Here is a 26,574-nt window from a genome sequence, read left to right as displayed (position 1 = left end):
TCATATCGATAAGCTCTTCCGCGCTCGCTGAATCAAGATTATTGGGATGCGAGATGCTTTGCGCCCGAAATGCCGAGCTTGAATATGTATTATCGAGGGAACAAGGACTCAGCTCGAATCGATCAAAGCAAATTTCAGAACAGCGAAAGTTTATTTGCGACAGAGTCTGTTACCATTGCGCAACAGAGCCGCAAGCAAATTTACCCGAGTTCCAAGAGAGGGGGAAGAGTCTCTGTTTTCGTCGAGCCGTCGAAAGCGAGGCTCGCAGATCTACTTTACTAATCAATGAAATCAGAAAACGCGGGCGTAGCAGTCCGAAGGTTTTTAGTCGAGGGATTACTTGTAGACCAATTGACGTAACCTGTTCTCCTGGCGATGATAGTTTTTGTAGGCTGCCTCATTGTTAAGAATGCGATTGCTTGCGGGGGCAATTGATAGCCTCTTTTGATCGTTACAACGAAGATTGGTCAGTGCGGCTATCCCATTATGAGAGTGGCCGCAGCGTAGGTTTCCCGTTCGGCAGGGCCCACAGTTCGATGGCCGGGGAGTGCGATGGTGAGCCCGAAGTCAAGCCCGCCTGCGCCGGAGCAGAGGGAGAGGCCGAAGAGGCATGCGTCTCCGGCTCCGGAAGCGTCTCCGGAGGAAGGTAAAGCCAGGTCATGCAAGTCACGCGGCGGTCTTGCGCTTTCGCGCGGGTTCGGGGGCGGCGTCCGTGTCCGGCGTATCGGCCGTGGGTTCGGCGTCATTGCCCAGCCGCTCGGTTCTCACCTGCGCGAAGGTCCGGCCGTCGCCGTCGAGGGTTGCGTCCTTGCCGGTCTCGGCCTGCCAGCGCTCCACGGCGACATCGACATAGGCCGGGCTGATTTCCATCGCGAAGACGCGACGACCGTTGGCCTCGCCCGCCATGACCTGCGAGCCAGAACCGCAGAATGGCTCGTAGCAAAGACCGCCGCGCGCCACATGCTGGCGCATCGGAATCCCGAAGGCGTCGAGTGGTTTCGGCGTCGGATGGTCGGGGCGTTCGTCCTTGGCAAAGCTCGGCAGCGCCCATGTGGACGGCAGGGTTTCCTCGGCCACCTTCGGCGGGCGGTTCGGGCGGCGCCAGCCCATGAAGCAGGGTTCGTGCTTCCACAGGTAATGCGACCGGGTCAGAACCCCGCGGTCTTTCACCCAGATGATCTGTTGATGGACAAAGGCCCCGGCCTTTTCCCAGCAGGCCTCGAGCATCGCCTGTCGGCGCGAGGCGTGCCAGCAATACCAGGCTGCATTTTCGGCGATGGCTTCGGCGACCGCAGCCGCGATAAAGCCGTCGTAAAGTTCCGCCCCCTGCGAACTGTCATCCCAGGTCGTGCCATAGGACGCCGACCAGTCCTTGTTGCGGGTTGGATGGTTCGAACCGTCATAGTCCACAAGATACGGCGGGTCGGTCGCGAACAGGATCGCCCGCTCGCCATTCATCAGACGGTGCACATCGGCGGCGCTGGTGCTGTCACCGCAGAGGAGGCGGTGCTCGCCGAGGATCCACAGATCGCCCGTCCGCGACGCCGGGTTGCGCGGCGGTTCGGGGATGGTCACCGGCGGCACCGAGCCTCCGGCGGCGCCCTCTTCTCCGTCCCCCTCCGGCACGAAGGCCAGCAGCTTGTCCAACTCGCCGTCGGAGAAGCCGACCAGCGACAGGTCGAAATCCTCCGCCAGCAGATCGTTCAGTTCGGCCGATAGCAGCGCCTCGTCCCAGGTGCCGAGTTCCGTCAGCTTGTTGTCGGCGATGCGATAGGCCCGGCGCTGCGCCTCGGTCAGGTGCCCGAGCACGATCACCGGCGCTTCGGTCAGCCCCAGTTGTGTCGCCGCCAGCACCCGGCCATGGCCTGCGATCAACTCGCCGTCCTCGCCGACGAGGCAAGGCACGGTCCAGCCAAACTCGGCCATGCTGGCGGCGATCTTGGCGACTTGATCTGCCCCGTGCGCCTTCGCGTTTTTCGCGTAGGGCTGGAGCTTGGATAGCGGCCAGGTCTCGATCGCCTCCGGGGCAAAGCTCAAGGTCATGATGATCGGTTCGCCTCAATTCGGTGGAACCCTGGACACCGGCAGCCAGCCTGGACTCCGACAGGGATCCAGCGGCCACCGAACGTGTCCGGTTCCAAAGGTTTGTTTTGTTGTGGTTTTCAGCGGATCGCAGTTGGATGCCCGCCGGGGTGGCTTCCCAAAAAACCGGCCCTGTCGCTGGCGATATTGCGCGCTTCGCCCGCCAGCATACGAAAGTGGCCCAGAAGGAACCAAAAATCCAATGGGTTACCCAATTGGATCCCGAGTGGACCCTTCGGTGGACCCCGGGGTCCAGCGGCGCGGGCCGTCCCGCGCGCGCCTCTCCCGAGTATATCCCTTTTCTAACCCCCAGCCGGGCTTTCTGTCTCATCGAAAACTGTCCGGCGGACACTTTCCTAGTGGATGCGGGCGCTTACGCGCCAGCTGCCAGTTCGATCACGCGGCGCTTCGACATGTTGCGGTTGAACCGTCGTCTGTTGAGCGTGAGCGCGATGACGGAAATCCCGAATTGCCAGTGCTGGTGGGCGGCAGAGCGCTGCAGACCGACCGCCCAGCAGATCTCCTTCCAGCGTTCGCCATGCGCTTTCATCCAGACGATCTTGCCGTCGATGGGCTCGAGGCAGGCCGTCCAGGTCAGCGTCTCCTCCATCCGGCTGATCGCCTGCGGCGAGGGCAACACGCGCATGGGCTTCGGCTCCTGGCCCACCTTGTCGGCGAAGCTGTAAACCATCTCGGGCCATGTGCTGAAATACCCCTGCCTGCGGGGCTCTGGCAGGCGCTTCAGAACGAAGGCGGCTTCGGCGAGCCGCTCTTCGACCAACTCGGGTGTCCAGTCCGTCATTGTGACACCTCCCGATCTCGCGGGCACTGCCCGTACAGTTTCTCCCCGAGCTGCCGGACCAACTCCCGTTCCGGCCAGGTCAAGCGGTGGTCGTCGACGGCCACAGCCAGCAGGCCCTGTTCCTTCCAGCCGTCGCGTTTGACGTCGTCAGGGCTGCGGCGATGCCCGCCATAGCCCTTGGGCACAAACCGCATTCCGCTCATTGCATGCCCCCCTTGGTCTCGAGCGCCCAGAACAGGATCGCGATAGCATCGGCCTCATTGTCGTCAGCTGGGCTGAACCCACGCGACCGGGCAGCGGCGATCATGGCCTCCTTGTTGGCGTTGCCCTTGCCGGTGGCGAACCGCTTGATGGTGCCGACGGGCACGCCCTCGTAGGGCACGCCGCGCAGCTCGGCCCATGCGGTCAGGGTGGCCATCAGACCGCCGTAGACATGGGCTGCGTCGGTGCCCGCGTGGCGGCGGACTTCCTCGAACCAGATGGCGGCGATGGGCCCGGACAGCCGGTCCAACTCGCCCAGCCAGTTGCTGAAACGCAGGTAGCGCATGCCGCCGCCGTCAAAGCGGCCTGGACGGAAGGACACGGTCCCGCTGGTGATCAGCCCATCGGCGCCATGCAGGGCCCAGCCCGTTGTCGTGCCGAGATCGAGCGCGAGCAATGTGCGGTCGGCGCGGAAGGCAGGTGGCAGATCGGGGATTGCCTCCCGCATCCTGGTGGTCAGAGTCGCTTCAGCCATCGTGGTCTCCTTTTCGGGTTGGCTGCGGGGGTGGAAGACGACGGCGGTCATGTGCTTGGCGGTACGGGCCGCCGTCGTCGGATCGGGATGTGCTGGGAGCGTCAGAGCCCGCGCGCGCGGATACCCCCCGACGTATGGGAGGAGAGGCCAAACCTGCCGGTTGGCCTCCCCATACGTAGTATGGGGGCTTTCATTGTTCGTCCTCCAATCAACGTAAGACGCTGAATTCATTTCGGTTTCGAGGACGAACAGAGGACGTACAAGAGGACCAACATGTTCGACCTCTTTTCGCTCCAAGTGATTGATTTCATTGGATTGAGGACGAACAAAGGCGGAGGTCGAACATGTTTGTCCTGAGGTCGAACAGAGGACGTACAAGCCAAAATCAGGCATTTTCCTCCTCCCGGATTGACCAATCGGAAGGGTTTGCGAGGTCCATGCACTGCCCGTTGGAGGGCGATTTGTAGTGGCTCGGGACGACCGGAATGACGCTGTCCAAGACCTCCCCGGTCTCCGGATCGATCCGGCCCTTGCGGCCGAACACCATGCCTTCGGCGCAGAGATAACCGAAGCGGGACCGGACCACGGAGTGGCCGAATTTCGTGCCGTCGCGCAGAAAGCGGATGTCGCCTTTGGTGGCCAGCACGTTGATGCGGTCGCGGATGGTGAACTGGCTGCCCAGGCCGCGCTGGTTCTCGAACGCCTCGCGAAACTGGGTCGAGGTGTAGAGTTTGCCCTCTGCCGCCTCGTCGATCAGGATCGACAGAATGACGTCGCGCTTGCGATCGCGCTCGGCATCATGTTTCGCGCCGACGTCCTGGCGGACGAGGCGTTCGTTCATTGGGTTGATCTCGACCCATTGGCCACCGACCTTGTCGATCACCTTTGGCGGCAGCGCGGGGCCATTGCGCAGCTCGATCTCCAGCTTGCGCTGCGAGCAATCCTCATCGGGCCGGTGCAGGATCAGGCCAGAGGTGTAGAAGCCGCGCAGGGCGCTGGCGCCAGAAAGCGCAAGGAAGGGATCGTCCTTCACCTGCTGCTTGCTGAGCTTCTTGGTGTGGTGGATCAGGATCACCCCGCAGTCGGGGTCGATATGGTCGCGCAGAACCTCGACCCGTTCCTTCAGGAAGAACATCATGGCAGTGTTGTCGTTTTCGCCGGCGCCATCGGGCCCGCCATCAAAAAGGTTGCGGATCGGGTCGACGCAGAGGATGTCGGGCGGTGCCTCCGGGAAGGCTGTTTGCACGGCGCGCGCGACCCGCACGCTTCCTTCATTATCGAGCAGCATCTTGAGCTTGGGCGTGGCGACGAAGGTATCGCGGGCTGCGGCCAACACCTCTGGCGGCAGGGCAATCTGCTTCAGGCGTTCGCGCAGGTAGTGATACTGGATCTCGGCCTGCAGGTAGAAAATGCGCAGCGGGCGTGGTGGTGTGAAGCCGAGGAACGGCACGCCAGCCGCCATGTGAACGAGCCAGGAGATCAGAAGGTCGCTCTTGCCGACCTTCGGCGCGCCACCCAGCACCAGCAGCCCGCCTGGCGTCAGCACACGCGGTGCAATGATGTCCTGCGGCATGGGGCTCTGGTCGTCCAGCAACGCGCCGAGCGTGAAGGCAGGCATGTCCTCCGGCCCCGGTGCACCATTGGTCAGCCGGATCAGGGGCGGTCCGTATTTCTCGACATGCCGGTTCCAGAGCCGCTCGGACTCGCGCTTGAGCCGTTCCACCGGCCACTGAGGCCGCAGCATGGCGGCGTTGTAGCCACAGATGCCTTCCCAGCCCTCGTCCTTAGTCATCCGGCCCTCGTGGACCATGCGGATGAAATGCCCGATCGCGGCTGATGCCCCTTCGAAGCGGGACCAATCGTCTTGCGCGCCCTCGCGCACCGGCGTGACCAGCACATCGTCCATTGCCGGTTTATCCGGATGGGTGAACTCGGGCTGTAGGGACACCCCCGGCGCGGGCGGCATGTCGGTCACGGCCTCGATGAGCTCGGCTAGGTCGCGCTCGCGGTCCGGGTGCAGTTCAACGATGCGGACCTGCGTTTTCAGGCTGTTCTTGTAATAAACGCTGCCCGCCACCCGGATCGGCTGGTGTGCGGAACGAAAATGCATGTCGCCACCGACCTTGGCCGCGATGTCGCCGCGCAGACGGCAGACACGGGCGATGTCGTCACCTTCGGCAGGCTCGGTCAGCGTCCACCAGACATGCGCTTTCCGCTGCCCCTCGGGCGTCACGCCGCCGCTCTCCACAACCATGGTTGGCGCACCGAGATGGCGCTCCAAGTGGGCGCGCTTGGCCGCGATATCGCCGGTGTCCAGGTCGACCACGACGGTCTGCATCTGCAGGATTTCCGCAGCCTTGGCCTGTCCGGGGGCAGCGACTGTGCCGGGGATCACATAGACGGCTGCCCCTTCGCGTGAGGCCCACGTCGCGAAGGTCGCCATCTTTTCGGGCGCGGCCTGATCTGCCTCAAGCCAGATGTTATGCGGGCGGCCATCGATGCCCTGGCCCTTGTCGATGAAACTGCGGACCGGGATCAGACCATCGCAATAGCCGAAGACGACTTGCATGAACTGGGCGATCTGCTCGGGGTCGGGCTCGTCGCCAAACACGTCGATCTGCGGGGCCGCGTCGTTGAAGTCGCGCCACGGGTTGAAGTGGACGATATTTTCCTTGGGCTCATCGGGCGTGGTGTCGTCGCGCATGGGTGTGTCCTGGTCGGAGTCGGATGGATCGCTGGGCTCGTCGGTCATGCAGTCAGCCCCCAACACCGCTCGGCGTGCGCGCAGAACCGGCACTCGAAGAAGTCGCGATTGGCCGCGATACGAGGCAGCAGATCACCTGCGTCGGTGGCCTGCAGGATCCGCACGGCGCGGTCGGACATACGTTGAGCAAGGTCGGCATCGAAGGGCACCAATTCATGGTGCAGTTCTGCGGTGTCCTTGTTGATCGCGGTGAACAGCGCGGGTGCGGCCGAAATCCCCGGCACCGAGGCTTCCATGTAGGCCTGGTAGATCGCGATCTGGGCAGCGTAGACGGGCTTGGAAACCGTGACCCCTTCCTTGACGCAGGCGCGCCAGTTCTTGGCGTTCATCGTCTTGCATTCCCAGAGTGCCGGGGCGCGCAGACCAAGTGCTGCCGGGGCATCAGCGATGATCCCGTCGACATGGCCGCGGATGCGACCGCCCGCGACGGAGAAGCCGAACTGGCCGCCATCGCGTTTTTGGGTCACCAGATCGATCCCGGCCGCGCGCAGCCAGCGGATCGCGAGATCCTCGAGCTGATGGCCGATGGCGAAGATCCGCAACGTCTGACCGCTGAAATCGGCACCCTCATCCTTGGGCGCACCGGCGAACTCGAACTGAAGCAAGCGTTCGCAGGCATGCCCGAGGCGGGATGCCCCGAGATAGGTCCGGGACGGCGTGGCCTCGCGCTCGGCGATGAGGGCCGCGTCGACCAGCGCGTTGATCCGGTCGGCCATGGAGGGGCGTGGGTTGAAATCCAGCATCAGAACGGGATCTCCGACTGGGCAGCGATCTCGGCCATTTCGGCACGAAACGCCTCTACGGTGATCACGATCAGACGGTGCATGTCGTTCTGGGTCAGCTGGCCCAGCGGCCGGTCCCAGCCGATCCGTTCCATCTCGGGGCCGAGCGCGCGCATCACAGCGGGCAGCGCCTGCGTTTCCTCTTCAGTAAAATCGACCAATCTCAATCCTTTCCGAGCTTTGAGTGTGAAAGCCGCCTGGCAGCCCATTGAGCAGAACCAGCGATATGTGCGTTTGCCGCGTGGCCGATGCGGATTGAACCAGCCGAAGCCGCGGGTGCGGGATATGCAGACTGCGCAGAGCGTGCCGCGCGGATGCCAGAGGCGGTCAAAGCCCGGGCAATGCGAAGCCGGTTCGGCCGGGGATGGGATTTGCGCGACATTGCTCACGCGGCCCTCACGAGGGACAGGGCAGCCCGGCCGACCAACTGTCGGATATCGCGCTTGTTGAATTTGAAGGTCATCAGCGTCGAAGCGCGATAACGGGTGAGGCCATAGTCGCTGCGAAATTCCGTCGGCAGGTACTGCAACTGCTTCTCGGTCGCGGCCTGTTTCAGCCAGCTCTTCGATTTGAAGGCGCTCTCGTCGGTCTCATGGGTGTTGAGCCAGTCGTCAGCCTGCGCGAGGCAGATCGCTCGTTCGCCCACACCAAGCAGTCGGGACACTTGACCTTTGCCGCCGCCGACAGCGTGCCAACGGCCCTCAAGGAAGAAGATCCCGCCCCAGGCGTTGAACCCGTTGGCCATTAGGGCCGCATCGTCGCCGAAGAGGTCAACCCATGCGAAACTGGAGCGTTTCAGCAGGTCGATCTCGGACATGATGAAGCTGTCGATCGGGGCCGAGCCTTCCTGCGACAGGTCGGCGCCGCAGAACGGGCATTCGGTGACAGCGATCGGGATCTGCGCCTCGCATTCAGGGCAAGTCTTACTCGGTGCCGGTCCGGGCACCGGTTTGCGACCGTCCAGGTCTACATCCTGTTCCAGCGTGCCATGCGTCAGGCTCGACGTCCCGAAATCCAACACGATGCAGTCGGTCTTGACGACGCCTGGATATTCCTCCAGCTCGACCGTGCGCAGACCACGGCCGATCATCTGGATCATTGTGGATTTGTAGGACGAGGGTCGCAGCAACACGACACAGGAGGTCGGCGGATGGTCCCAGCCCTCCGTCAAAACCGAAACGTTGACGATCACCCGGATTTCGCCCGACGCATAGGCGGCGAGGATCCTGCGCCGGGTTGCCCCGTCCAAGTCGCCATGGAGGACAGCAGCCGCGATGTCCGCGTCGTTGAACGCCGCGGCGACATTCTCGGCATGAGCGACGGTGGAGCAGAAGACGACCGTGGGCCGGTCGCTGGCTTTCTCGCGCCAATGCCGGATCACCTCGTCGGTGACCGGGGCGCGGTTCATGATGCCCGCCACCTCTGTCATGTCGAAATCCGACAGTGTCTTGCGCACCGCGCGCAGTTCATCCTGCACGCCGACGTCGATGATGAAGGTGCGCGGCGGCACGAGATGGCCCGAGGCGATCAATTCCCCCAGCCGAACCTGATCGCCGACGTTGTCGAAAATCTCGCGCAGACCCTTGCGATCGCCCCGGTTCGGCGTTGCCGTGACGCCGAAGATCCGGCAATCGGGATTGGCGCTGTGCGCGTGATCGATGATCCGGCGATAACTGTCGGCGACGGCGTGGTGCGCTTCGTCAATCACCAGCAGATCGAGCGCGGGCATCTCTGCGAGATTGCCGGGACGAGTCAGCGTCGGCACCATGGCGAAGGTCGCCTGACCGGCCCAATCCTTGCTCCCGGCGTCGACCACCGAGGTCGTGATCTCCGGCGCAACCCGGCCGAACTTGGTTCGGTTTTGTGACGTGAGCTCATCGCGATGGGCGAGAATGCAGGCTTTGGCATCGCTGCCCTCGATGGAGCGCGCGACGACAGCGGAGAGCGCGATCGTCTTGCCGAAGCCGGTCGATGCAATGCTGAGCGTGTTGCCGTGATCGCAGAGCGCAGCGAGGCTGCGCTCCACGAAGAGGCTCTGGCGCGGACGAAGGCGCATGGCGCGGCCCCTTACTGCGCCCATGCCGGGCGACCCGGCACAGATGCGGTGGCAGGTTGCAGCGCAGGTGCCGTATGGGCGGCGGGTTGTTGAAGACCCGTCGACGGTGCCGCGCCCATTGCCTGCGCATAGTCGCGATGATCGGGCGTGACGGCGGTGCGGATCTCGTTCTTGTCGTCGCCGCTGGCGTCCGTACCGATGTCGATGCGGGCGACGAACTCGATGCCGTCGAGATCGGCGAAACCGCTGATGCGCCGTGCTGCCTGCGCCTCGGGCGACATGTCTTTGTCAGAAATCCCGCGCGCCGAGTTCAGCATGCCGCGCACCAGGCTGCGGCCCATGTTGGCCCAGTCCGGGCCCTTGGGGCTGTGAAGCCCGATCAAGGTGAAGATCTTGCGCCGGGCGTATTGTCCCTCGGTCACCGTGAACTCGCCGTTGAGATAGACAGCCCCAGTGGAGCCGCGCGTGGCATAACCGCCAGTCCAACCTTGCGAGGCGTCGTCGAACCCCCCGGGGCGGATCGTCAGGCGCACCTTGGCCAGCGTGCCCTTGGGAATGAGGTTGGTGTTGCTTTGCGCGTCGTTGAAATCGTTCCAGGAACCCATGGGGAACCTCCTTTTCTATGATCAGGATTGCGGTTGGGATTGGTCGGCACCGGCCGGATCGGCAGGCGGCGGGGCGTAGGTCAGCCGGTCGGATGCCGGTGTTGCGGGCGTCCGGATCTTCGCCATCAGGCGACCAAGATGGGGTTCTTCGACTTGTGCCAGGCGGCCGGAGCGGTCCTTTGCCGGAAAGCCCCAGGGGTTGATCGTGTGGCAGACAAAGGCACGATACGGATCGCCGCCATCGGCCTTCAGTTCCGCCATGGTGATTACCTCATCGACGATCCCCGGCAGCTCCAACCCAGTCTTGGAGCCATCGATCTGCGGCTGGAAAACCTTGCGATTGAAGTCGTCGAGCTTCTCGTCGAGGATCCCGACGAACCAGACGTTCTTCGCCCGCGTGTGCTGCAGATGGGTGAGCCAGCCGATCATCTCGCGGCCGTGCAACCCATAGGCACCCCGGACGTCCGGCTTGCCGGTTTTCTCCGACAGTGCTTCGGGCTGACCTTTGCACCAGCCAAAGCACAGCCGCCCGGCGACAGTGATCGAGTCCACGAATATCGTATCGTAGCGGTCCAGTGCGGCGGGATCGCCAAAGCGGTCGCAGACGGCGGCATAGTGCGCCGGGCTGTAAGGCTGCTCATCGCGCAACGCCGGGTTGGGACCGCCGATGAACACCGCGAAATCCCGGCATTCCGTCCATGTGCGCGGCCGGATGCTGTCGCCCGTCCAGCCCTCGATGGCGAGGTCACCCGCTTCGAGATCCATGAACAAGGTGCGGTCGGCATCGAGGGTCCAGAGCAGCGAGGTCTTCCCAATGCCGGATTTCCCGAAGATGCAGCCCTTTATGCCGCGCGGCTCTGCCAGCCGCTGATCCGCACTGATGATCGGGAGGCTCATTGGTCGGCCCCCTGCGCGAGGATCTCGACCTTCAGCGTGCCGGGCCGGACGGTGCGTGCGGGCTCGAAACCGGCCCGGATGGCCTCGGGCCATGCGGCGAATTTGCGCTCGGGCACCTTGTAGGCAAGATCGACATATTCGGCTGGGTCGTCGCCTGCATCACGGATCCGCACGACCATGTCGGCCAGCCGATCCTGATCCCAATCCACCCGCTTCGGCAGATCGGCGACCACGGTGAAATCACCATCGTCGAAGCGGACCGAGCCGGTGTCTTTGCCAGCCGCCTGGCGTTCCTCAGCGGCCCGGGTGGCGTAGCGGACGGCCAGTCCGGCATCGAAGCGGGTCTTGGCCGCCTTGTCGCGCTTCAGGCGCTCGTCAATCTCGCGCTGCAGGATCGCCAGCAACTCGACCGGCAGCGCCGCGATTTCGGCTGCGCTGAGGGATGGCAGATCGTCAGGCGTGGGGGTGTTCTCGGGGAATGGCATGAAAGGGTCTCCGTGATCGGTGAAAAAGGATTGGAAGGCGGGCATCACGCGGCCTCCTGTTCGGCGAGCAACAGCTCGGAGAGGGAGGCAGCGGCGGCTTTGGGCTTGGGCCGGGCGACGGCGATGTAGGCGAACTGATCCGGGCCCAGGCGTTCCTGCACGAGATGCACGAGGCCCTGCTCGGCGGCCCAGAAGGCGCGCGACCCAAGCCTGCTCAACTCGGCCCGCGCCGCTTCCGACAGCCCTGAAAACACAGGGAAGATGTCGAGCACCAGAAAGCCGCGATGGTATTCCAGTCGGTCGCCGGGAACGGCCTGCGCCACCCAGGCGGCAAACTCGATTTCCGACAGCGGTCGGCTGGCGCGGACTGTGATAAAGGGTGTAGTTTGCATGAACATGATCTCCTCCTTTCGCCTCTACTCAGGCCGCTGCCGCGTCGTCCCAGACGGGACCGAGGTCGCTTCAACGTCCTTTGTTGCGGCGTTGTGCTGATCGTCCGGCTGGCTCGCGTCGGCGTCGGCATAGACCGCCACGAGAGGCGTCCCGTCCTGATGGGAACCCGCATTCTCGATGCGGTATGCACGCTGGTTTTTCAGGATTTCCGGCAGCTCCCAGCGGCGGTAGAGGCCGGGGATGCGCTTGAGGTCTGCGGACAAGAGGTCGGCTTTGCGGATCATGCGGGTCGACTTTCGGTTTGAGTGGGGCGCGCGGTGGCGTCTGAATGTGAAAAGCCACTGCACCGCAGGGATCGGGACACCCGATCAGCCGATTTCATGGCCTGTGCGCTCATGCCGTTTTCAATGTGGGTTTGCTCGACGTGCTCGAACGAACCTGCTCACGTTCGAATGCTTCGACGTCCGCCAATCGGTAGACGACGCGCCCTCCGAGCTTCACAAAGCGCGGACCCTCTCCGGTCCAGCGCCACCTTTCGAGCGTGCGATGAGAGATGTTCCAGCGATCAGCGAGATCGATCTGATTCAGATGCCTGAGTGACATGCCTGCCTCCGTTGTATTGCCTTCGGTTTCATCCAGCAGCGCCGAAGCATCTGGACACACGAGCATTTTCAACGGGTTAGATCTTTTTCGATATGATCAGACGTGAACTTTCTTGTGACGTCCGGGCATGAAAAAGCCCCGGAAAACCGGGGCTGTGAGGGGGCTATCTGTGACGTGTGGTGGCCTTGGCCGTGACGTCCCTGCCTTATTCGTTCCTGACCAGCGACACCGTCTCCATGATATCGGCGATGGCAACCTCGCGACATTGCGGGTTGATTCGATACCCGGCGCGCTCCTTGGTTTGAATGACTGTATCCTGATCCATGGGAATCCCGAGCGAAACGGCAAGAGGTTCGACCGCCTCGCGCAGCCGCCTTAACTGCTGGCGCATTGATTGCTCGGATACGCCAAGCTTCTCTGCCAAGTCATGCGCCTGAAGATGTTGCACTTCCATTTGCCGCTTTTTGCCGTCTCTGAACGCTTCAATCATCGCGTCGACCAATCTGAAATTGGCCCCCTCCAGAACCAGATCGCCTCTGAAAAGGACACGTTTTGCCTCGTCGTCAAACGCGAACTCCAAGACCGGTGTCGTGAGGCGATCCATGAATGCCTTTGCTTCGGCGTCATAGCTGGAGGGCGGTGGGATTTCCACATGGCCTCGGCTGTAGCACGTGGCGAGCAGCGATGTCGCCGGCAACTCACTTCTATACAGGGACGCACTATGCTCGGTGACTGCCGCCGAAATGACCCCCTCTACCGACTTGGCATGGCGCTGGAACAAATCAAAAAGGCGATCACCAGCCTCAGTTGTTGATACGCCCGGAAAATGGCCGACGGCAGATACGATCTCGGGGAAATCCACCAGGAACCTCTCCTTCGTTGTCGCCGAGACCTTTTTGAACAACGAAACATATGCCAGTGCCATTCGGAGATCGTCACCGCTGCTCCGGTCGTCGAGAAGCAAGTCTCGCATGTAGCGATCCGACGGCTCGTGTTCGCCGAGCCCTGCCGCAAGAATTCCGAACCGGCGGTCGATGCACTGGGAACAAACACCGCAGTGTTTTTGGGTGTCCGTCCATTTCCGTGGCCGAGTGCAGCTGACTGTCTGGTCTAGAAGATCGGCCATGCCCGCTTCTGCAATCAACTGCGTGACCTCCATCTTTGTCAGCCACTGAAGTGGGGTCTTGATTTGAATCTGGCGATCCAGCAGCAAGGAGAAGAGCTGTTCGAGACCCCGCAATACCTTCGGGTGAGTTGTGCGGGTCGCACGTCCGCCTACGACGTCGCCGGCAAGTGGGAGGTTGATGCTGACCACGCCGTTTTCGTAGAAACTGAAGCTGTCCTTACCGGACATTCTGGCGACCACAAGGCCGAGGCAGGCGAACAGGAATGAGCGCGTCCTCTGCGTGAACTCGCGGGCTCGAACACCCTCGTTGCTGACCCAGACCGGGATGTAGGACAAACGTCGATCATGACCTCGCTGTTTCAACTCGGCCACAAGGCCCTCCTGAACCGACCGGACCTTGGTCGACGAATAATGCCCAACCAGAGTGAGGGATTGGTGGTTTGCTACCAGATCGGTGACGGCACCCGCGAATGAATCGATGCCGCCAGAGAACAAGGCAACATCGTCGTGCTCGCTGGTAGGGTCGATCAGGTCACGGAAATAAAGCTCCTTGGGCTGAACCGGTGCCTCGGCCTGTCGGAATTCGAAAGTGTAGCTGTCGTCGGAAAGAAATCCGAGAGTGTCAATGAGCACTTCCTGGACGTCCGGGTCCTGCCAAATATCCAATTCCCGGACCGGGATCGAGAACCTCAGACTCCGTCGCCAGTTTTCTCCGAACTTGGAAAGCTGGTCGGACCCCCTGATAAGGCGTTGATCGGCGCAATAGACATAAGCTGCGACCTCCAGCAGATCAATCAGTAGATCGGGCAGGTTCGACAACATCGTTCGGCTGATATAGTCGATCCGCAGATTGACGTTCTTTGCGTCCCCATGAACATCCATGGTAATCGCGTCATCTTGCGAAGGGGCGGACACACCGCATTCGATCAAGTGCTGTTTCACGATTTCCCCTTCCGGATGGCAAGTTCGGTTCTGATCTTCTCGACGGCATGGGCAGAAAAGGCCCGCATATCCGCCCGCGAAATGGCCTTGCCGTCGCGATAGTGGCTCCTTCCAAGCCAATCCCGTGCAAACGCACGCATGATCAGGGCTGATTCACTGCAATGCCTTCGGATTGCGTGGTCGAAACTTCCAAGATCATGCACGGAACGCGCCACGCGTTCAGGGCCAACCATGTTGTGCAAATTGCGATCGACATAGTAATGGATCACCCTTTCCACGAAGTTGGCGTAGAAATTCTGGGCCATATCAGCGAATTTTTCGGTTCCCTTGAGCCCGGCCAGCGATGACTGAACATCCTCGGCGCTCGGCTGCCAAAGCGATGGAAGGTTCGATTGTATTCCGTCTCCCAAGGCTGTCAGACCGGCTCGGCGAGCGATCTCGCCAAGGTCTGTATTGTCCTGATGGAGCCGACGCTGCGCCCGTTCCACGGCACTGTCATACTGGAACAGGATATCGGAAACGGATGCGATGGCGTCTTTGTTGATGTCAATTTCTGAGCTCGCCGTCGTTGTATCCGGCGCGGCGGCGGCTTGAGGCAAGCGCACAAGCAGCCAAAGCGCTTCAATAAAGACATCATCCTTCAAGGCGAATTGTAGGGCTTCCCGCCCGAACTCAGTGATCTGCTCAACAAGCGCCTCAGTTGGAGCGCCACCATCCACCAAATACCGAATGATATCTGGCAAAAGACGATACGCTGGTAGTTTTCCAAGTCGCTGGTGCCCCAAATCCCTTGCTTTCAATCAATACTGCGTTCACCGCCGAAAACTTCTACGCCGATTGTGCATTGATCAGCAGGCACAACGAATCTCCCAAAAGGGACGGCAACTCACTTTATGGAAACAGACGGCAAATTTCACACACCCGCAAGGAGAGTTGCGGGTTCACCATTTTTCGAATGATTTCGAACGTCTCCGCACAACCCAGATACCTCGTTGATTATGCTTGTTTTTTCCGAACCTCCGCGTAGCGATTTCCCTATGCGGAACAAATCGGAAAAGAAATTGTGCGGTCCAAACGCCCTGCCGCCTGAACTGATGGCCCCCACCGAACGCCGGGCCGAACTTTGTGGTCTGCTGGCCGTTGGGCTGGTCCGGTTGCGGATGCGTGATCGGGCGGAAGTATCTGACGAAATTGGAGAAAGTAGTCTACACTATCCGGCCGACGAATGGCGTCATGCAACTCCAACTCAACGGAGAAATGCATGACCAAACAAGATCCCATTCCCGCCCGCCTGGCCGCGCTTAAGACGACGTCAACGCCGGACCTGAAACAGCAGTGGCGCGACCTGTTCGACAGCGAGCCGCCGCCATTCAATCGTCGCTACCTTGAGAGCCGCCTCGCATACCGCATCCAGGAGCTGGCCTATGGTGGTCTGAAGCCGGAAACGGTGAAAAGGCTGGAGGCCCTCGGCGAGCAACTTGATGGCGGGGATCGTAAGAAGAGCCGCATCCGCGCTGACCTGACTCCAATTGTGGGCACGCGTTTGATCCGTGAATGGCAAGGCGTCGAACACGTCGTAACCGTCACCGCCGACGGTTTTGACTGGCAGGGTCGCCCTTACAAATCGCTGTCGGCCATTGCCCGCGCCATCACCGGCACGCGCTGGAACGGCTGGGTGTTCTTTGGCCTGAAAAACCACCGGAGGGGCGCATGACCAAGCCGATTATCAGGAAACTGCGCTGCGCGATCTACACGCGCAAATCCTCCGAGGAAGGGCTCGAGCAGGAATTCAACAGCCTGCATGCGCAACGGGAGGCCTGCGAGGCCTATATCGCCAGCCAGCGATCCGAAGGATGGGTGCTGGTGCGCGATCAATATGATGACGGTGGCATCTCCGGCAGCACGCTTGAGCGCCCCGGAGTGCAGCAGCTGATGGCGGACATCGAGGACGGCCTCGTCGACGTGGTGGTCGTTTACAAAATCGATCGCCTTAGCCGCTCGCTGGCCGATTTCGCCAAGCTGGTGGAAGTCTTCGACCGCAATGACGTGACATTCGTGTCGGTGACGCAGTCGTTCAACACGACCACATCGATGGGCAGACTGACGCTGAATATCCTGCTCAGCTTCGCCCAGTTCGAGCGTGAGGTGACAGCGGAGCGCATCCGCGACAAGGTCGCCGCAAGCCGGAAGAAGGGCATGTGGATGGGCGGCGTCCCGCCTTTCGGTTACCGTGTCGAGAACCGGAAGCTGGTTGTCGACGATGAGCGCGCCGAGCATGTTCGCTGGATCTTCGCCCGCTTCCTCGAGATCGGCTCAGGCACGGAACTAGCGCGGGAGGTCGCGAAACGCGGCATCCGCACGCCGCGCGGCAACCGGATCGACAAGAAGTACCTGTACCGGATGCTGAATAACCGCGCCTATATCGGCGAAGCGGTGCACAAGGGCGATAGCTACCCCGGCGAACATGACGCCATCATCGACCGCGCGATCTGGGACAAGGTCCACTCCATCCTGACCGAAAGCCCCCGCAAGCGTGCAGCCCGCACCCGGGCCGACACACCGGCGCTGCTGAAGGGGCTGCTCTACGGCCCCGACGGGGCGGCCTTTTCGCCAACGCATACCCGCAAGGGTGGCAAGCTCTACCGCTACTATGTCAGCCAGACGGTTTTGAGGCACGGTGCAGGATCATGCCCGGTCGGCCGTGTTCCAGCGGGCGAAATCGAAACCGCCGTGATCGGCCAACTCCGCGTGGTGTTCCGCCAACCCGAGATTGTGGCCAGAACGTCGAAAGCAGCCCGCTCGGAGAATGGCGATATCACCGAAGCCGACACCCGCGAGGCACTGACCCGTCTTGACCCACTCTGGGACGAACTCTTCCCCGCCGAGCAGGCCCGCATCGCGGCGCTGCTGATCGAGCGGATTGATATTGGCACGGACGGGCTGAATGTTCGCCTCCGCATGGATGGCCTGAGTGGGCTGGCACGAGAAATGATAGCTGATCTCGGAACGGCGGCATGACCCGCGGGAAGGCAGTGCCGGAAACGGTGACAGTGCACATCCCGTTCAGCCTCGTGAAACGCGGGGGCCGCAAGGAGATGCGGCTGCCGGACGGGGCATCAAGCACAAGCAAGACTGACAATACCTTGGTCAAAGCACTGGCTCGGGCATTTCGCTGGAAGCGTATGCTCGAATCCGGCGAATTCACGACCATCGCCGAGCTGGCCGGACACGAGGGCATCGCGCCGTCCTACTTGACGCGCGTCATGCGGTTGACGCTGGTCGCGCCAGACATCGTCGATGTCATCCTGGATGGTAGGCAGGAGCCAGAGGTGACGCTGGCGCGGCTTCTGGAGCCATTTCCGATGGAATGGCGACAACAGCTGGAACGCTTTGGCTAGCGGAACATTCTAGCCGCCACGATTACGTTCGTGCCGCGCTGCATTTTTCAGCAGTCAGCGTTGCTGCATTTCAGCCCTACTCCAAGGCAACCCGCGCGATCGCCGATCACTGCAAGGCCGCCGCTAGAACGACTTGCTTTCGAGACCGACCGTCGAGGAACGGATTTTTCGGAACACGCAGATGTTCATGATTTATTCCTGCGCTCTTGTTATTCCATCTAGATCGAAAGCTAGATATGGTACCATCAGAGAGGGTCAGCACATGCACAAATCGCCGAGTAGTTTTAGCTTCATTGACCTGTTTGCCGGCATCGGAGGTTTGCGCGTCGGTTTCGAAGCTGTCGGCGGAACCTGTGTATTCACTAGCGAGTGGAACCGCTTCTCGCAAGAAACCTACTCCGCGAATTTCGAAGACGAGCACCCACTCACTGGTGACATCACGCAGATACGGGAAGCGGAAATTCCTGCTCACGATGTCTTGCTTGCTGGCTTCCCATGCCAGCCTTTCAGCATCGCCGGGGTAAGCAAAAAGAACTCCCTGGGACGCGCTCATGGCTTTCTGGATGAGACCCAAGGAACACTTTTTTTTGATGTCGTGAGAATAATCGCACGCCATCGCCCGCGCGCTTTCCTACTCGAAAACGTCAAGAACCTCCTGTCCCACGACAAGGGCAACACCATGAGGGTCATCCTGCATGCGCTTGACGAACTCGGTTACGATGTCGACCACAAAGTGATCGACGCACGCTCTTGGGTGCCACAACACCGTGAGCGAATCTTCATCTCGGGTTTCCGGCGTGATGTTCCTACGCGTTTCTGCCTCGACGATGTGGTAATCCCTCCAGGACCGAACCCGCGGCTCTCGGACATCCTGCATCCCGAGGATGGTTCCGAGACTGCCGAGCCTCCCTACACCGAAGGGCGGCTCGGACGAGTTGCGGACAAGTACACTCTGTCTGACAAGCTTTGGACCTACCTCCAGAACTACGCCGCCAAACATAAAGCGGCAGGCAACGGCTTCGGCTTCGGCCTGTGCACTCCTGAAAGCGTCGCCCGGACCCTCAGCGCAAGATACTACAAGGACGGATCTGAAATTCTGATCGCACAGCAAGGAAAGAACCCTCGGCGACTGACGCCACGCGAATGCGCCCGCCTCATGGGCTTCGACCGTCCCGGCTCCAACCGTCCATGGAGCATCCCGGTTTCCGACGCACAGGCTTACCGTCAATTCGGAAATGCGGTCGCCGCGCCAGTCGCGGTCGCCATCGCCGAGTCCATGAGCCCGTGGATCACGAACACCGTCGCCATTAGACCACGGAGTGAACTGTTTGGCTGAAAAGGCCCCGATGAGCAGATCAGAAATGATGTCACGAATCGGTTCGAGGGACACGAAACCCGAAATGTTGGTCCGCCAAGGTCTCCATGCCTTGGGTTTCAGGTATCGCCTTCACGCGAGGGATTTACCTGGTTCACCTGACATCGTTCTCCCAAAGTACAAGTCCGTGATACTCATCCACGGGTGTTTCTGGCACGCCCATATGGGGTGCCGGAATTTTCGCATACCGAAATCCAATACTGACTTCTGGAAGGAAAAACTGGCGCGAAACACGGAACGGGATGCGAGGCAGATCAAGGAACTCGAAGAAGCGGGGTGGCGTGTGCTCGTCGTCTGGGAGTGCGCGACGCGCGACTCTTCTTCAGGGAAACTGGTCGATACCATCTCCAAATGGTTGCATCATGAGGTGCGGATCATTCAAGTTCCGGATAATCAGTAATTTTTTCGGAACAGCTCGGAATGGAAAGGAAAACGATTGTCTGACCTAATCAATGAACCGGACGCCTCCAGACTTATATTCGGACTTCGGGATACGGGCTACAACTTCCGGACGGCCGCAGCCGACATTGTCGACAATTCCATCGCGGCCAACGCCGCTGAGGTACATGTCCGGATCGAGATCACCACTGAGGGGAGAAAATACGTCTACTTTGGCGACGATGGGGACGGCATGAATGATGCCGAACTTCACGCAGCCATGCGCTATGGTGCCCCAGTGAGGAAAAACCTCGCAAGCCTCGGCAAGTTTGGGCTGGGCCTTAAAACCGCCTCCAGTTCGGTCTGCCGGCACTTCGCGATTATTTCCCGAAAAGATCCTGAGGCACCCATGAACAAGCTCGCGTGGGACCTTGATCATGTGGAAGACACCGGCCGCTGGGAAATGCGCCGTGACCCTATCGAACCACATGAGCAAGAGGCGTTCGAGGAATTGTGCGGGGACAATGGCACACTGGTGGTCTGGTCAAAATGTGACCGCATACTTTCGAAGCACTACGACGAGCCCGGTGGCTCCAAAGAGCAGGCGGCGATCAAGCGGCTTCGAAAAGGTCTTATGGACCACCTTGCGCTGATCTATCATCGGTTTCTCGACGCGGAAGACACACGCGAGCGCCATGTCACCATGTCGGTCAACGATGAAGCCGTCGAGGCATGGAACCCATTCTACCCCGAAATGTCCGAACAGGTGCTCTCCGAAAAACAGCAAGAGATACCTATCGAAGGGGATGACGGTGATTTATTGGGGGCGGCAGGAATTCGTGCATGGATCCTGCCGCATCGCAACACGTTGACGACAGAGCAGCGTAAGAAGGCGAATATTACGAACAGGGGGCAAGGCTTTTACATTTTCAGGCAAGGCCGACTTATCAATCAAGGCGGCTGGTTGGGTGTCTTCGGGGCGCATGGAACTTTCGAACCTCACATGTCTCTACTCAGGATCGAGTTTGAATTCGGATACGAGCTTGACGAAGCGCTTTATGTGGATGTCAAGAAATCACAAATCTTGTTCGACCCCGCCCTTGAAGAGTATCTGGCCGAACTGCTCAGTAATGCGCGCCGCGAGGCGAACAACCGTTACAGGCGCAAAGAAAAAGAAGCCGCGGTCAAATCGGTCTTGAACCATTCTTCCGCCAACACCTCGATCAGCGCAACGCCGACTGCGAAGAAGCCTAGGGTTGAAAGTGTGGACGAAGAGACCCAGACAGCCGTGGTGACGAACACGCACGGGGCCGGGATCAAGATCCGACAGCCAATCCAGAACAACGTCGACCACGACAAAATTCATGTCGATGCGGTCGAGACGATAACCTCCGGGGATCTCTGGGTGCCAGTACTGCGCAGTGAAAACACATCAGGACACGTTCCGGGTGTCGAACTGAATAAGCATCACGATTTTTATCAGAAGATTTATCAGAGAGCAGGGGCAAACGGATACTCTGTCCAAGGCATGGACTTGCTCCTATGGGCTTTTGCCGTATCCGAGATGGACTACTCCAACGAGGAGCTTGCTCCGATCTTCGAGGACATCCGCGATGTCGTCTCGTCGAATCTCAAAAAGCTTCTCAGGGATGTACCGCTTCCCGACAGCGCGGACCTGAGCGAGAGCGGAGACAGTTGAGGTGCTCGCCCGTAAGCTTGATCTCATCGCCGATGCTTTGGCGCTGGGAACCGGCGCCACCACCGCAGTCCGAGTGCTGGAGACGGGAAGGCGCAAAGGCTTGCGCATCTGGTTCAACGATCTGGACGAAAAGCACGGCCCCGTCGCGGAGCTCAAGCCGCATGGACTAAAATCCCACAGCGTCAGCCTTGGGTTCGGATCGTTCTCGGCCCGGGTTCTGGAACAGATTTCAAATGCGAGCCTGGAGGACGTTCAACTTGCCCGTTCTCTTGTCAGATCGGTCGCACAATCAGCGGAGATTGATATACCGGGTCACCTCGGGGATGAGTGGCTTGTAAGAGATGGCGGATTCCGTATCGAAGCGCTCTATCGACATGATCAGAACCTACCTCATGAAGACGCAGCTATCATTGAAACCTGTCGGGAGGTGATCATTCCGCTTATGGCGGCGATGGCAGAGTTGATCGGATATGACGTCGTCGAGGATCCATCCGTATCGGAAATCCCTGAGGTCGAGGGCGGTTTGAGCAGGGCAACCGTTAGCAGGAGAGAACGAAACCCTCGAAACAGGCTGCTATGTCTTCGTATTCACGGCGCTTACTGCGGTTGCTGCCGATTGGATCCAAAAAGCCGCTACGGTGACGCTGGCGGCATAATCGAGGTGCATCATCTAGAACCGGTTTCAATGCTGGGACACCCACGCCCGTATGATCCAGAAACGGACCTCGTGCCGCTCTGTCCCAACTGTCATAGGGCTGTGCATACGCGCCGCCCTTGGCCGCTCACGCTGGAGGAACTGGCCGCGTGCATGGAGACTGGGCATGCTTGACTTGAAAAAGTGGCCCACCTCCTTCCGGGAGTTGGCGCATTCCCCGCCGAACGGCTACGCGCTGTCGGACCGCATCCTCGACGCGGAGGTACAAATCGACCGCACCGAAGGCGGCATAAATGCCCAACTTGTCGGTGTGAGAACGATCAAGGGGCGTCGCAGACTACTGAGCACTCCGTCGTGTGCACACGCCTGGGTTCAAGACGGAAACACTCTGCGACCTATTCCAGCGGATGCTCCCGAGATTTTCAAATCTATGCTGGACGGCGCGGATCCCGAGAACCTCGCGTTCAAGACGGCCATTGATTTTTTGAGTGACAAAACCGGACTCATACCGGTCTCGGCCACAGAGAGATTTCAGGCATCCGGCACCGAAGCTGCGGCACCTCTTCCGGACAGCGTTAAAATATCCGGACTTCAAGCGACCCTCTACCCTTATCAGGCGAAGGGTGTGGAATGGATGCGGCGCACGCTGAAAAATACAAGCGGCCTGATCCTCGCGGACGAGATGGGGTTGGGTAAAACTCTGCAGATCATAGCTTTGCTTTTGATGGACAAACCGCCAGAAAGCGCACCGGCGCTTGTGGTCTGTCCGACAAGCCTTATTGCGAACTGGGTTCGTGAGATCGGTCAATTCGGACCCTCTCTATCGGTCCATGTCCATCGTGGGCCGGGAAGGACGGGCGTATTTCGCGGCCTCCAAAAAAGTAACGTCGTGATTACGACATATGACACAATGGTCAATGACATCGCGCTATTTTCGGCCTTCGAGTGGTCTTGGGTCATTTGCGACGAGGCACAAGCGATCAAGAACCCCGACTCTAACCGGCGCAGGGCGATAACGTCCATTCCGCGAAGAAGAGCAATTCCCATGACCGGCACACCGGTCGAGAACACTCTTCTTGATCTTTGGTCACTCATCGATTTTGCAATCCCGGGTCTGCTGGGAGCCCGCCGAGAATTCGAAACAGATTATCCAGATTCCCTCGAGGCGGCGGCCGAGCTTGGCCGGATCACGGATCCGGTGATTTTGAAGCGCAGGGTATCCGACGTTGCCGACGATCTGCCCGAGAGGATTGACATCGATCTTCCGCTGGATCTGGACGAGGGTCTTATTGATCACTATCAAGCAGTCAGGGAAGAAACGCTGGAACGTTACCCTGTAGCTGGCGCCTTGGTGGCAACGCTTCAGCTGCAACTCGTCTGCGCGCACCCATGGCTTCGACAAACTCGAATTGACGACATTGACGGCGAATTCGCCGAGGTGGACCGTTCATCCGGCCTGTCTCTGATGACACCCAAGATGGAACGTACCGTCGAACTCCTTCACGAGGCGTTCGCAAACGGCAGGAAGGTGATCATTTTTGCCTTGTTCAACCGCCTAGGGGACCTCATCCGGCAGGCCGCCAAAGGGCTGCCCGAAGCATACTGGGGCGCGATCAATGGCAGCACCGATCAATCCGACCGCCAGACGATAATTGACAAGTTCAGTGCCCATGAAGGGCCGGGCTGCCTCGTGCTCAATCCGAAGGCGGCCGGCGCCGGATTGAACATAACCGCGGCAACGATCGTCATCCACTATACACCAGTTTGGAACCCGGCGCTCGAGGCCCAAGCGAGTGCGAGGGCGCATCGAAGGGGCCAGACACTGCCTGTCACGATTTATCGTCTCTTTTACGAAGACACGGTGGAACGGGTGATGCTTGACCGGTCCGCCTGGAAACACGAACTTGGCAATGAAATAATGCCGATGGCCACGCGAGACCGCGAGGATATTGATCGGGCACTGGCCATTCAACCGGGGAAATCATGACGCGAACTGCATTCAGAAAGATCCTGAGTTCCAACGATGTGGGTTCGACCGGGGGACATCAGGGGGGCGTTCTGATTCCGAAGGGTGAAACCGACCTGCTGTCGTTCCTTCCGCCCCTGAACCCGGAGGGGAAGAACCCTGACGCGTGGATCACTTGTATTGATGAAGACAGCGAGGTCCACCGCTTCCGGTTTGTCTACTACAACAACAAGCTGCATGACGAAAATGGGACGCGGAACGAGTATCGCATCACCCATATGACAGCGTGGTTCCGAGGCCAACGAGCGCGAGCAGGAGATGCCTTTGAGATCAGCCGCGATCAAGGGCAATCAGAGTACCGAATCCGTGTTGTGCATGCTGAAGAAGAAACCGATCAAAAGAATCAGGCGGCACCTCCAAGGCTCCGCCTCAAAGGTTGGCGGCGCGTCCATTGATGACAAGCATCAAGTTGACAGGTTTCCCGTTCCTGATTGCCCACGCCGCGAAGTATCCGCTGGAATACCTGCAGATGCCTACGGGAACAAAGGACGCGTTGCATCAATACGGCATAAGCAACGTTGAAGACTTGATCCACTTCATCGGAACGCAAGGTCATTCAGTGGCTGAGTGCCAGCAAGCGCTGGTTGTTCTGGATGCACTTGCAGAGGTGAGCACCCCGACGGGTCCGGATTGGTATGCCTATTGGGAAGCCAGAGATTTCGAATTCCACGATATGTGTCTGACTTGTCAGGAGTTAGAGGCTTTCGACAACGACACCCCGGTCTGCGCAGTCGACAGGGATAGTTTCGCGAACGCCGGGGCCATGTTAGCACGAGCCGGTTACGACACGCTCGGAAAGCTAGCCGAGGGTCTTCGGTCAGGGATAGCCGATGTACCGGGCATGGGTGGAAAGAAACGTGCCGACTTCTTCAGGAAGCTCGTGCAATTGGTAAATGACCTCCGCGAAGGACAACTCTCTTCGGAACTGCTGGCTTTGAGATTTCCGATTGGTGTCAGTGGCAGTGCTGAGGCCCGGAACGCTGTTAAGGAGAGGGCGACATACGAATTTCACGAACAGACTTCGAACTTTGGAATAGGTATCCTGCATGCCGGTACCAAGACCAAAACGTTGAAAACCGCGGGGTATGGTAGCGTAGGGGAGCTTGCGGCAGCTGGGTCAGATACACTACTTGCGTTGCCGGGCATGGGGCGAAGCACACTGCGCAAAATCGAAAAAGCGCTGCAAAGCCTCCAAGAAGCGCAGGACAAAGACGGGAACGTTGATTGGGATCGGTATTGCGCCGCGATCGACATCCCGCTTCTCCCGGTAGAAAGTCTGGCGCTCGACGGGAACAGCTTTGCGGCCATGGTTGGCATCACACTGGGCCAACTCGGCCAGACGCTTCACGACCCTGTGTTGCAGAAGATTATCGCCGATCGAATTTCGAAACCGCCTCACCAGCGCGCGACCCTAGAAGACATAGGGTCATCCCTTCCCGAGCCGATCACCCGTGAAAGGGTCCGTCAAAAAGAAGCCAAGCTTCTCGAGGCGCTGGCGGCGGCGCTTGTCAACGATGACTACGCGCATCTGGATGTTCATTTCCGTCCGGAATTTGCCGATTACTGGAAGCGAGCAGCCGCAAATTTCGCGGATGCGGAAGAAGACATCACCTTCGCCGCGTTGGTTGACGGCCTGGTCGAAACATGGGGCGCTGACCGCGCCATACTTCTCGAGCACCTGCCACTGATTGCGACAGTGATCACCGGCGAAGTCATGGCCACCTCCGTATTCGGGGATGCCACACGGCTCGATCCACGCCTGCTGACGCTGTCCGAAGCTGACCGGAACATCCCACTGCGTCACCTTCAAATCGGACGCGCGGCGCGGGCGCTACGCCAACGTGGCTTAGATACTATAGGGGATTTGATTTCGGCCATTAGGCAGGGAACCGTATCACGCGCTTCCGGCGCACACTACAGGACTGCCATCGCGCACTTGGACCACGTGTTAGCATCTCTCGATGAGGATCAGCATTTCGACCGGAAGACCTACCTTAAGACAATCGGCGTGCGCGCACTCCCTGAAGACGATCCGTCCGGTCCTCGGGAATTCATGCGGGATCTTGCGGCCAACGTATCGGATATCCTCGCCGCTAATCCACCACGGATGCGTTCCCGCGAGATATTCGTCCTGCGAACCGCGCGCTCCATGGCCACGCGACTGACCATGGAAAAGACCGCGGAGGTCTTGGACACCTATGGGCCCAGCGTGAAACGGGAGGAGACAGACACGCTTGCATGGCTCAACGAGGTCATACTCGGGGGCGATCAGGCGCTTGCGGGTATCGCTTTACGTCCGGTTTTCGTTAGGATCTGGTACCGTATCAACGAGGTGTTCGACGAAGCGAACGGGGACGCCGAACTGTTCCAGAGATATCTAGCTGCCACCTTCGGTATCGATGAGGGTGATGTGGAGCCTGCCATGCCGACGATGATCGCCGTGCTCACCGGGTACCCCTACGGCCGTCTAGGCCGATACACACGAATGGCTGCCGCGCCTATCGTTGAAGAAGAGGAGCCGTTCGAGACCGAAGAAGTGGCTGAAGCAACGTCCCCAATCCGTATCAAATTGAAGGGCTTTCGGAGAACGCACTAGAATTGTGGATCCCACAGATGGTTGGCAGCGATCACCGTGAAGAACAGCAATCGCACGAGTCATATCTAATAATTGCAGTTTGAATTTCTGTTCCATCGTAACCGCCCGATTGGCACCGCCTGCCTGATTTTGGTGTGATCCATTAAGACACGTGCATAGCGACGTCGTTAGTGA

The 26,574-nt window shown here is 59.9% G+C and carries 26 protein-coding genes; 10 read left to right on the top strand and 16 right to left on the bottom strand.

Translation table 11 applies throughout. The features are described 5' to 3' along the window. Window positions 1-666: 666 nt before the first annotated feature. From ACOYQJ_RS24425 to ACOYQJ_RS24350, 16 genes are all read right to left on the bottom strand, one after another. A complete protein-coding gene (locus ACOYQJ_RS24425; protein WP_422908513.1) occupies window positions 667-2,043 on the bottom strand; it encodes a site-specific DNA-methyltransferase in 1,377 nt (458 codons plus the stop codon). Between the two features lie 412 nt (window positions 2,044-2,455). Then, window positions 2,456-2,884, bottom strand: a complete 429-nt coding sequence (locus ACOYQJ_RS24420; protein WP_227445514.1) for a DUF6362 family protein — start codon at window positions 2,882-2,884, stop codon at window positions 2,456-2,458. After that, entirely contained in the window at window positions 2,881-3,087 is a 207-nt protein-coding gene (locus ACOYQJ_RS24415) for a hypothetical protein (protein WP_500797229.1), read from the bottom strand. Before ACOYQJ_RS24415 ends, ACOYQJ_RS24420 begins: the two co-directional genes overlap by 4 nt. Continuing rightward, window positions 3,084-3,620, bottom strand: coding sequence for a crossover junction endodeoxyribonuclease RuvC (locus tag ACOYQJ_RS24410; RefSeq protein ID WP_500797228.1), 537 nt, complete (start codon window positions 3,618-3,620; stop codon window positions 3,084-3,086). Before ACOYQJ_RS24410 ends, ACOYQJ_RS24415 begins: the two co-directional genes overlap by 4 nt. A gap of 385 nt (window positions 3,621-4,005) precedes the next feature. Next, window positions 4,006-6,372, bottom strand: coding sequence for an AAA family ATPase (locus ACOYQJ_RS24405; protein ID WP_422908512.1), 2,367 nt, complete (start codon window positions 6,370-6,372; stop codon window positions 4,006-4,008). Next, entirely contained in the window at window positions 6,369-7,127 is a 759-nt protein-coding gene (locus tag ACOYQJ_RS24400) for a hypothetical protein (RefSeq protein WP_422908511.1), read from the bottom strand. Before ACOYQJ_RS24400 ends, ACOYQJ_RS24405 begins: the two co-directional genes overlap by 4 nt. Next, window positions 7,127-7,327 (bottom strand): DUF6511 domain-containing protein, encoded by a 201-nt coding sequence (locus ACOYQJ_RS24395; protein ID WP_422908510.1) that lies wholly within the window; start codon window positions 7,325-7,327, stop codon window positions 7,127-7,129. Before ACOYQJ_RS24395 ends, ACOYQJ_RS24400 begins: the two co-directional genes overlap by 1 nt. A 224-nt stretch (window positions 7,328-7,551) precedes the next feature. Beyond that, the gene (locus ACOYQJ_RS24390) at window positions 7,552-9,222 is read right to left on the bottom strand and encodes a DEAD/DEAH box helicase (protein WP_422908509.1); all 1,671 of its coding nucleotides are present in this window, start codon (window positions 9,220-9,222) and stop codon (window positions 7,552-7,554) included. A gap of 11 nt (window positions 9,223-9,233) precedes the next feature. Beyond that, the gene (locus tag ACOYQJ_RS24385) at window positions 9,234-9,827 is read right to left on the bottom strand and encodes a hypothetical protein (RefSeq protein ID WP_422908508.1); all 594 of its coding nucleotides are present in this window, start codon (window positions 9,825-9,827) and stop codon (window positions 9,234-9,236) included. Window positions 9,828-9,848: 21 nt separating this feature from the next. After that, a complete protein-coding gene (locus ACOYQJ_RS24380) occupies window positions 9,849-10,724 on the bottom strand; it encodes an ATP-binding protein (protein ID WP_422908507.1) in 876 nt (291 codons plus the stop codon). Then, window positions 10,721-11,254, bottom strand: a complete 534-nt coding sequence (locus tag ACOYQJ_RS24375; protein WP_422908506.1) for a hypothetical protein — start codon at window positions 11,252-11,254, stop codon at window positions 10,721-10,723. The genes ACOYQJ_RS24380 and ACOYQJ_RS24375 overlap by 4 nt, the downstream gene beginning before the upstream one ends. Then, window positions 11,254-11,607 carry a hypothetical protein gene (locus tag ACOYQJ_RS24370; RefSeq protein WP_422908505.1) on the bottom strand — a complete coding sequence of 118 codons (354 nt, stop codon included), beginning with the start codon at window positions 11,605-11,607 and terminating at the stop codon, window positions 11,254-11,256. The genes ACOYQJ_RS24375 and ACOYQJ_RS24370 overlap by 1 nt, the downstream gene beginning before the upstream one ends. An 18-nt stretch (window positions 11,608-11,625) precedes the next feature. Next, window positions 11,626-11,886 carry a hypothetical protein gene (locus tag ACOYQJ_RS24365; protein WP_422908504.1) on the bottom strand — a complete coding sequence of 87 codons (261 nt, stop codon included), beginning with the start codon at window positions 11,884-11,886 and terminating at the stop codon, window positions 11,626-11,628. Window positions 11,887-11,995: 109 nt separating this feature from the next. Beyond that, the gene (locus ACOYQJ_RS24360) at window positions 11,996-12,271 is read right to left on the bottom strand and encodes a helix-turn-helix transcriptional regulator (protein WP_422908530.1); all 276 of its coding nucleotides are present in this window, start codon (window positions 12,269-12,271) and stop codon (window positions 11,996-11,998) included. A gap of 139 nt (window positions 12,272-12,410) precedes the next feature. After that, the gene (locus ACOYQJ_RS24355) at window positions 12,411-14,273 is read right to left on the bottom strand and encodes a 7-cyano-7-deazaguanine synthase (RefSeq protein ID WP_422908503.1); all 1,863 of its coding nucleotides are present in this window, start codon (window positions 14,271-14,273) and stop codon (window positions 12,411-12,413) included. Further along, window positions 14,270-15,073, bottom strand: coding sequence for a hypothetical protein (locus tag ACOYQJ_RS24350; RefSeq protein ID WP_422908502.1), 804 nt, complete (start codon window positions 15,071-15,073; stop codon window positions 14,270-14,272). Before ACOYQJ_RS24350 ends, ACOYQJ_RS24355 begins: the two co-directional genes overlap by 4 nt. Window positions 15,074-15,534: 461 nt before the next feature. Between ACOYQJ_RS24350 and ACOYQJ_RS24345 the strand changes: the two genes are divergently transcribed. The 10 genes from ACOYQJ_RS24345 to ACOYQJ_RS24300 all read left to right on the top strand — a co-directional run bounded on the left by ACOYQJ_RS24345 (window position 15,535) and on the right by ACOYQJ_RS24300 (window position 26,400). Then, entirely contained in the window at window positions 15,535-15,987 is a 453-nt protein-coding gene (locus ACOYQJ_RS24345) for a DUF2924 domain-containing protein (protein WP_422908501.1), read from the top strand. Next, the gene (locus ACOYQJ_RS24340) at window positions 15,984-17,291 is read left to right on the top strand and encodes a recombinase family protein (protein WP_422908500.1); all 1,308 of its coding nucleotides are present in this window, start codon (window positions 15,984-15,986) and stop codon (window positions 17,289-17,291) included. The genes ACOYQJ_RS24345 and ACOYQJ_RS24340 overlap by 4 nt, the downstream gene beginning before the upstream one ends. Beyond that, window positions 17,288-17,671, top strand: a complete 384-nt coding sequence (locus ACOYQJ_RS24335) for a hypothetical protein (RefSeq protein ID WP_422908499.1) — start codon at window positions 17,288-17,290, stop codon at window positions 17,669-17,671. Before ACOYQJ_RS24340 ends, ACOYQJ_RS24335 begins: the two co-directional genes overlap by 4 nt. A gap of 262 nt (window positions 17,672-17,933) precedes the next feature. Next, window positions 17,934-19,007: a DNA (cytosine-5-)-methyltransferase gene (gene dcm / locus ACOYQJ_RS24330; protein ID WP_422908498.1), complete on the top strand. Its 1,074-nt coding sequence runs from the start codon at window positions 17,934-17,936 to the stop codon at window positions 19,005-19,007. A 10-nt stretch (window positions 19,008-19,017) separates the two neighbouring features. Beyond that, the gene (locus ACOYQJ_RS24325; protein ID WP_422908529.1) at window positions 19,018-19,446 is read left to right on the top strand and encodes a very short patch repair endonuclease; all 429 of its coding nucleotides are present in this window, start codon (window positions 19,018-19,020) and stop codon (window positions 19,444-19,446) included. A gap of 36 nt (window positions 19,447-19,482) precedes the next feature. Then, window positions 19,483-21,123, top strand: coding sequence for an ATP-binding protein (locus ACOYQJ_RS24320; RefSeq protein WP_422908497.1), 1,641 nt, complete (start codon window positions 19,483-19,485; stop codon window positions 21,121-21,123). Window position 21,124: 1 nt separating this feature from the next. Next, the gene (locus ACOYQJ_RS24315) at window positions 21,125-21,952 is read left to right on the top strand and encodes an HNH endonuclease (RefSeq protein WP_422908496.1); all 828 of its coding nucleotides are present in this window, start codon (window positions 21,125-21,127) and stop codon (window positions 21,950-21,952) included. Further along, window positions 21,945-23,765 carry a DEAD/DEAH box helicase gene (locus ACOYQJ_RS24310; RefSeq protein ID WP_422908495.1) on the top strand — a complete coding sequence of 607 codons (1,821 nt, stop codon included), beginning with the start codon at window positions 21,945-21,947 and terminating at the stop codon, window positions 23,763-23,765. The genes ACOYQJ_RS24315 and ACOYQJ_RS24310 overlap by 8 nt, the downstream gene beginning before the upstream one ends. Next, complete coding sequence (locus ACOYQJ_RS24305; RefSeq protein WP_422908494.1) at window positions 23,762-24,199, top strand: EcoRII N-terminal effector-binding domain-containing protein; 438 nt, start codon at window positions 23,762-23,764, stop codon at window positions 24,197-24,199. The genes ACOYQJ_RS24310 and ACOYQJ_RS24305 overlap by 4 nt, the downstream gene beginning before the upstream one ends. Continuing rightward, on the top strand, window positions 24,199-26,400 hold the full coding sequence (locus ACOYQJ_RS24300) for a helix-hairpin-helix domain-containing protein (protein ID WP_422908493.1): 2,202 nt from the start codon (window positions 24,199-24,201) through the stop codon (window positions 26,398-26,400). The genes ACOYQJ_RS24305 and ACOYQJ_RS24300 overlap by 1 nt, the downstream gene beginning before the upstream one ends. Window positions 26,401-26,574: the final 174 nt, after the last annotated feature.

The organism is Pacificoceanicola algae (genome assembly GCF_049341065.1).
Taxonomy (GTDB): Bacteria; Pseudomonadota; Alphaproteobacteria; order Rhodobacterales; family Rhodobacteraceae; genus Pacificoceanicola.
Note: the sequence above shows the minus strand (reverse complement) of the source record. Positions and strands in the feature narration are given on the sequence as shown.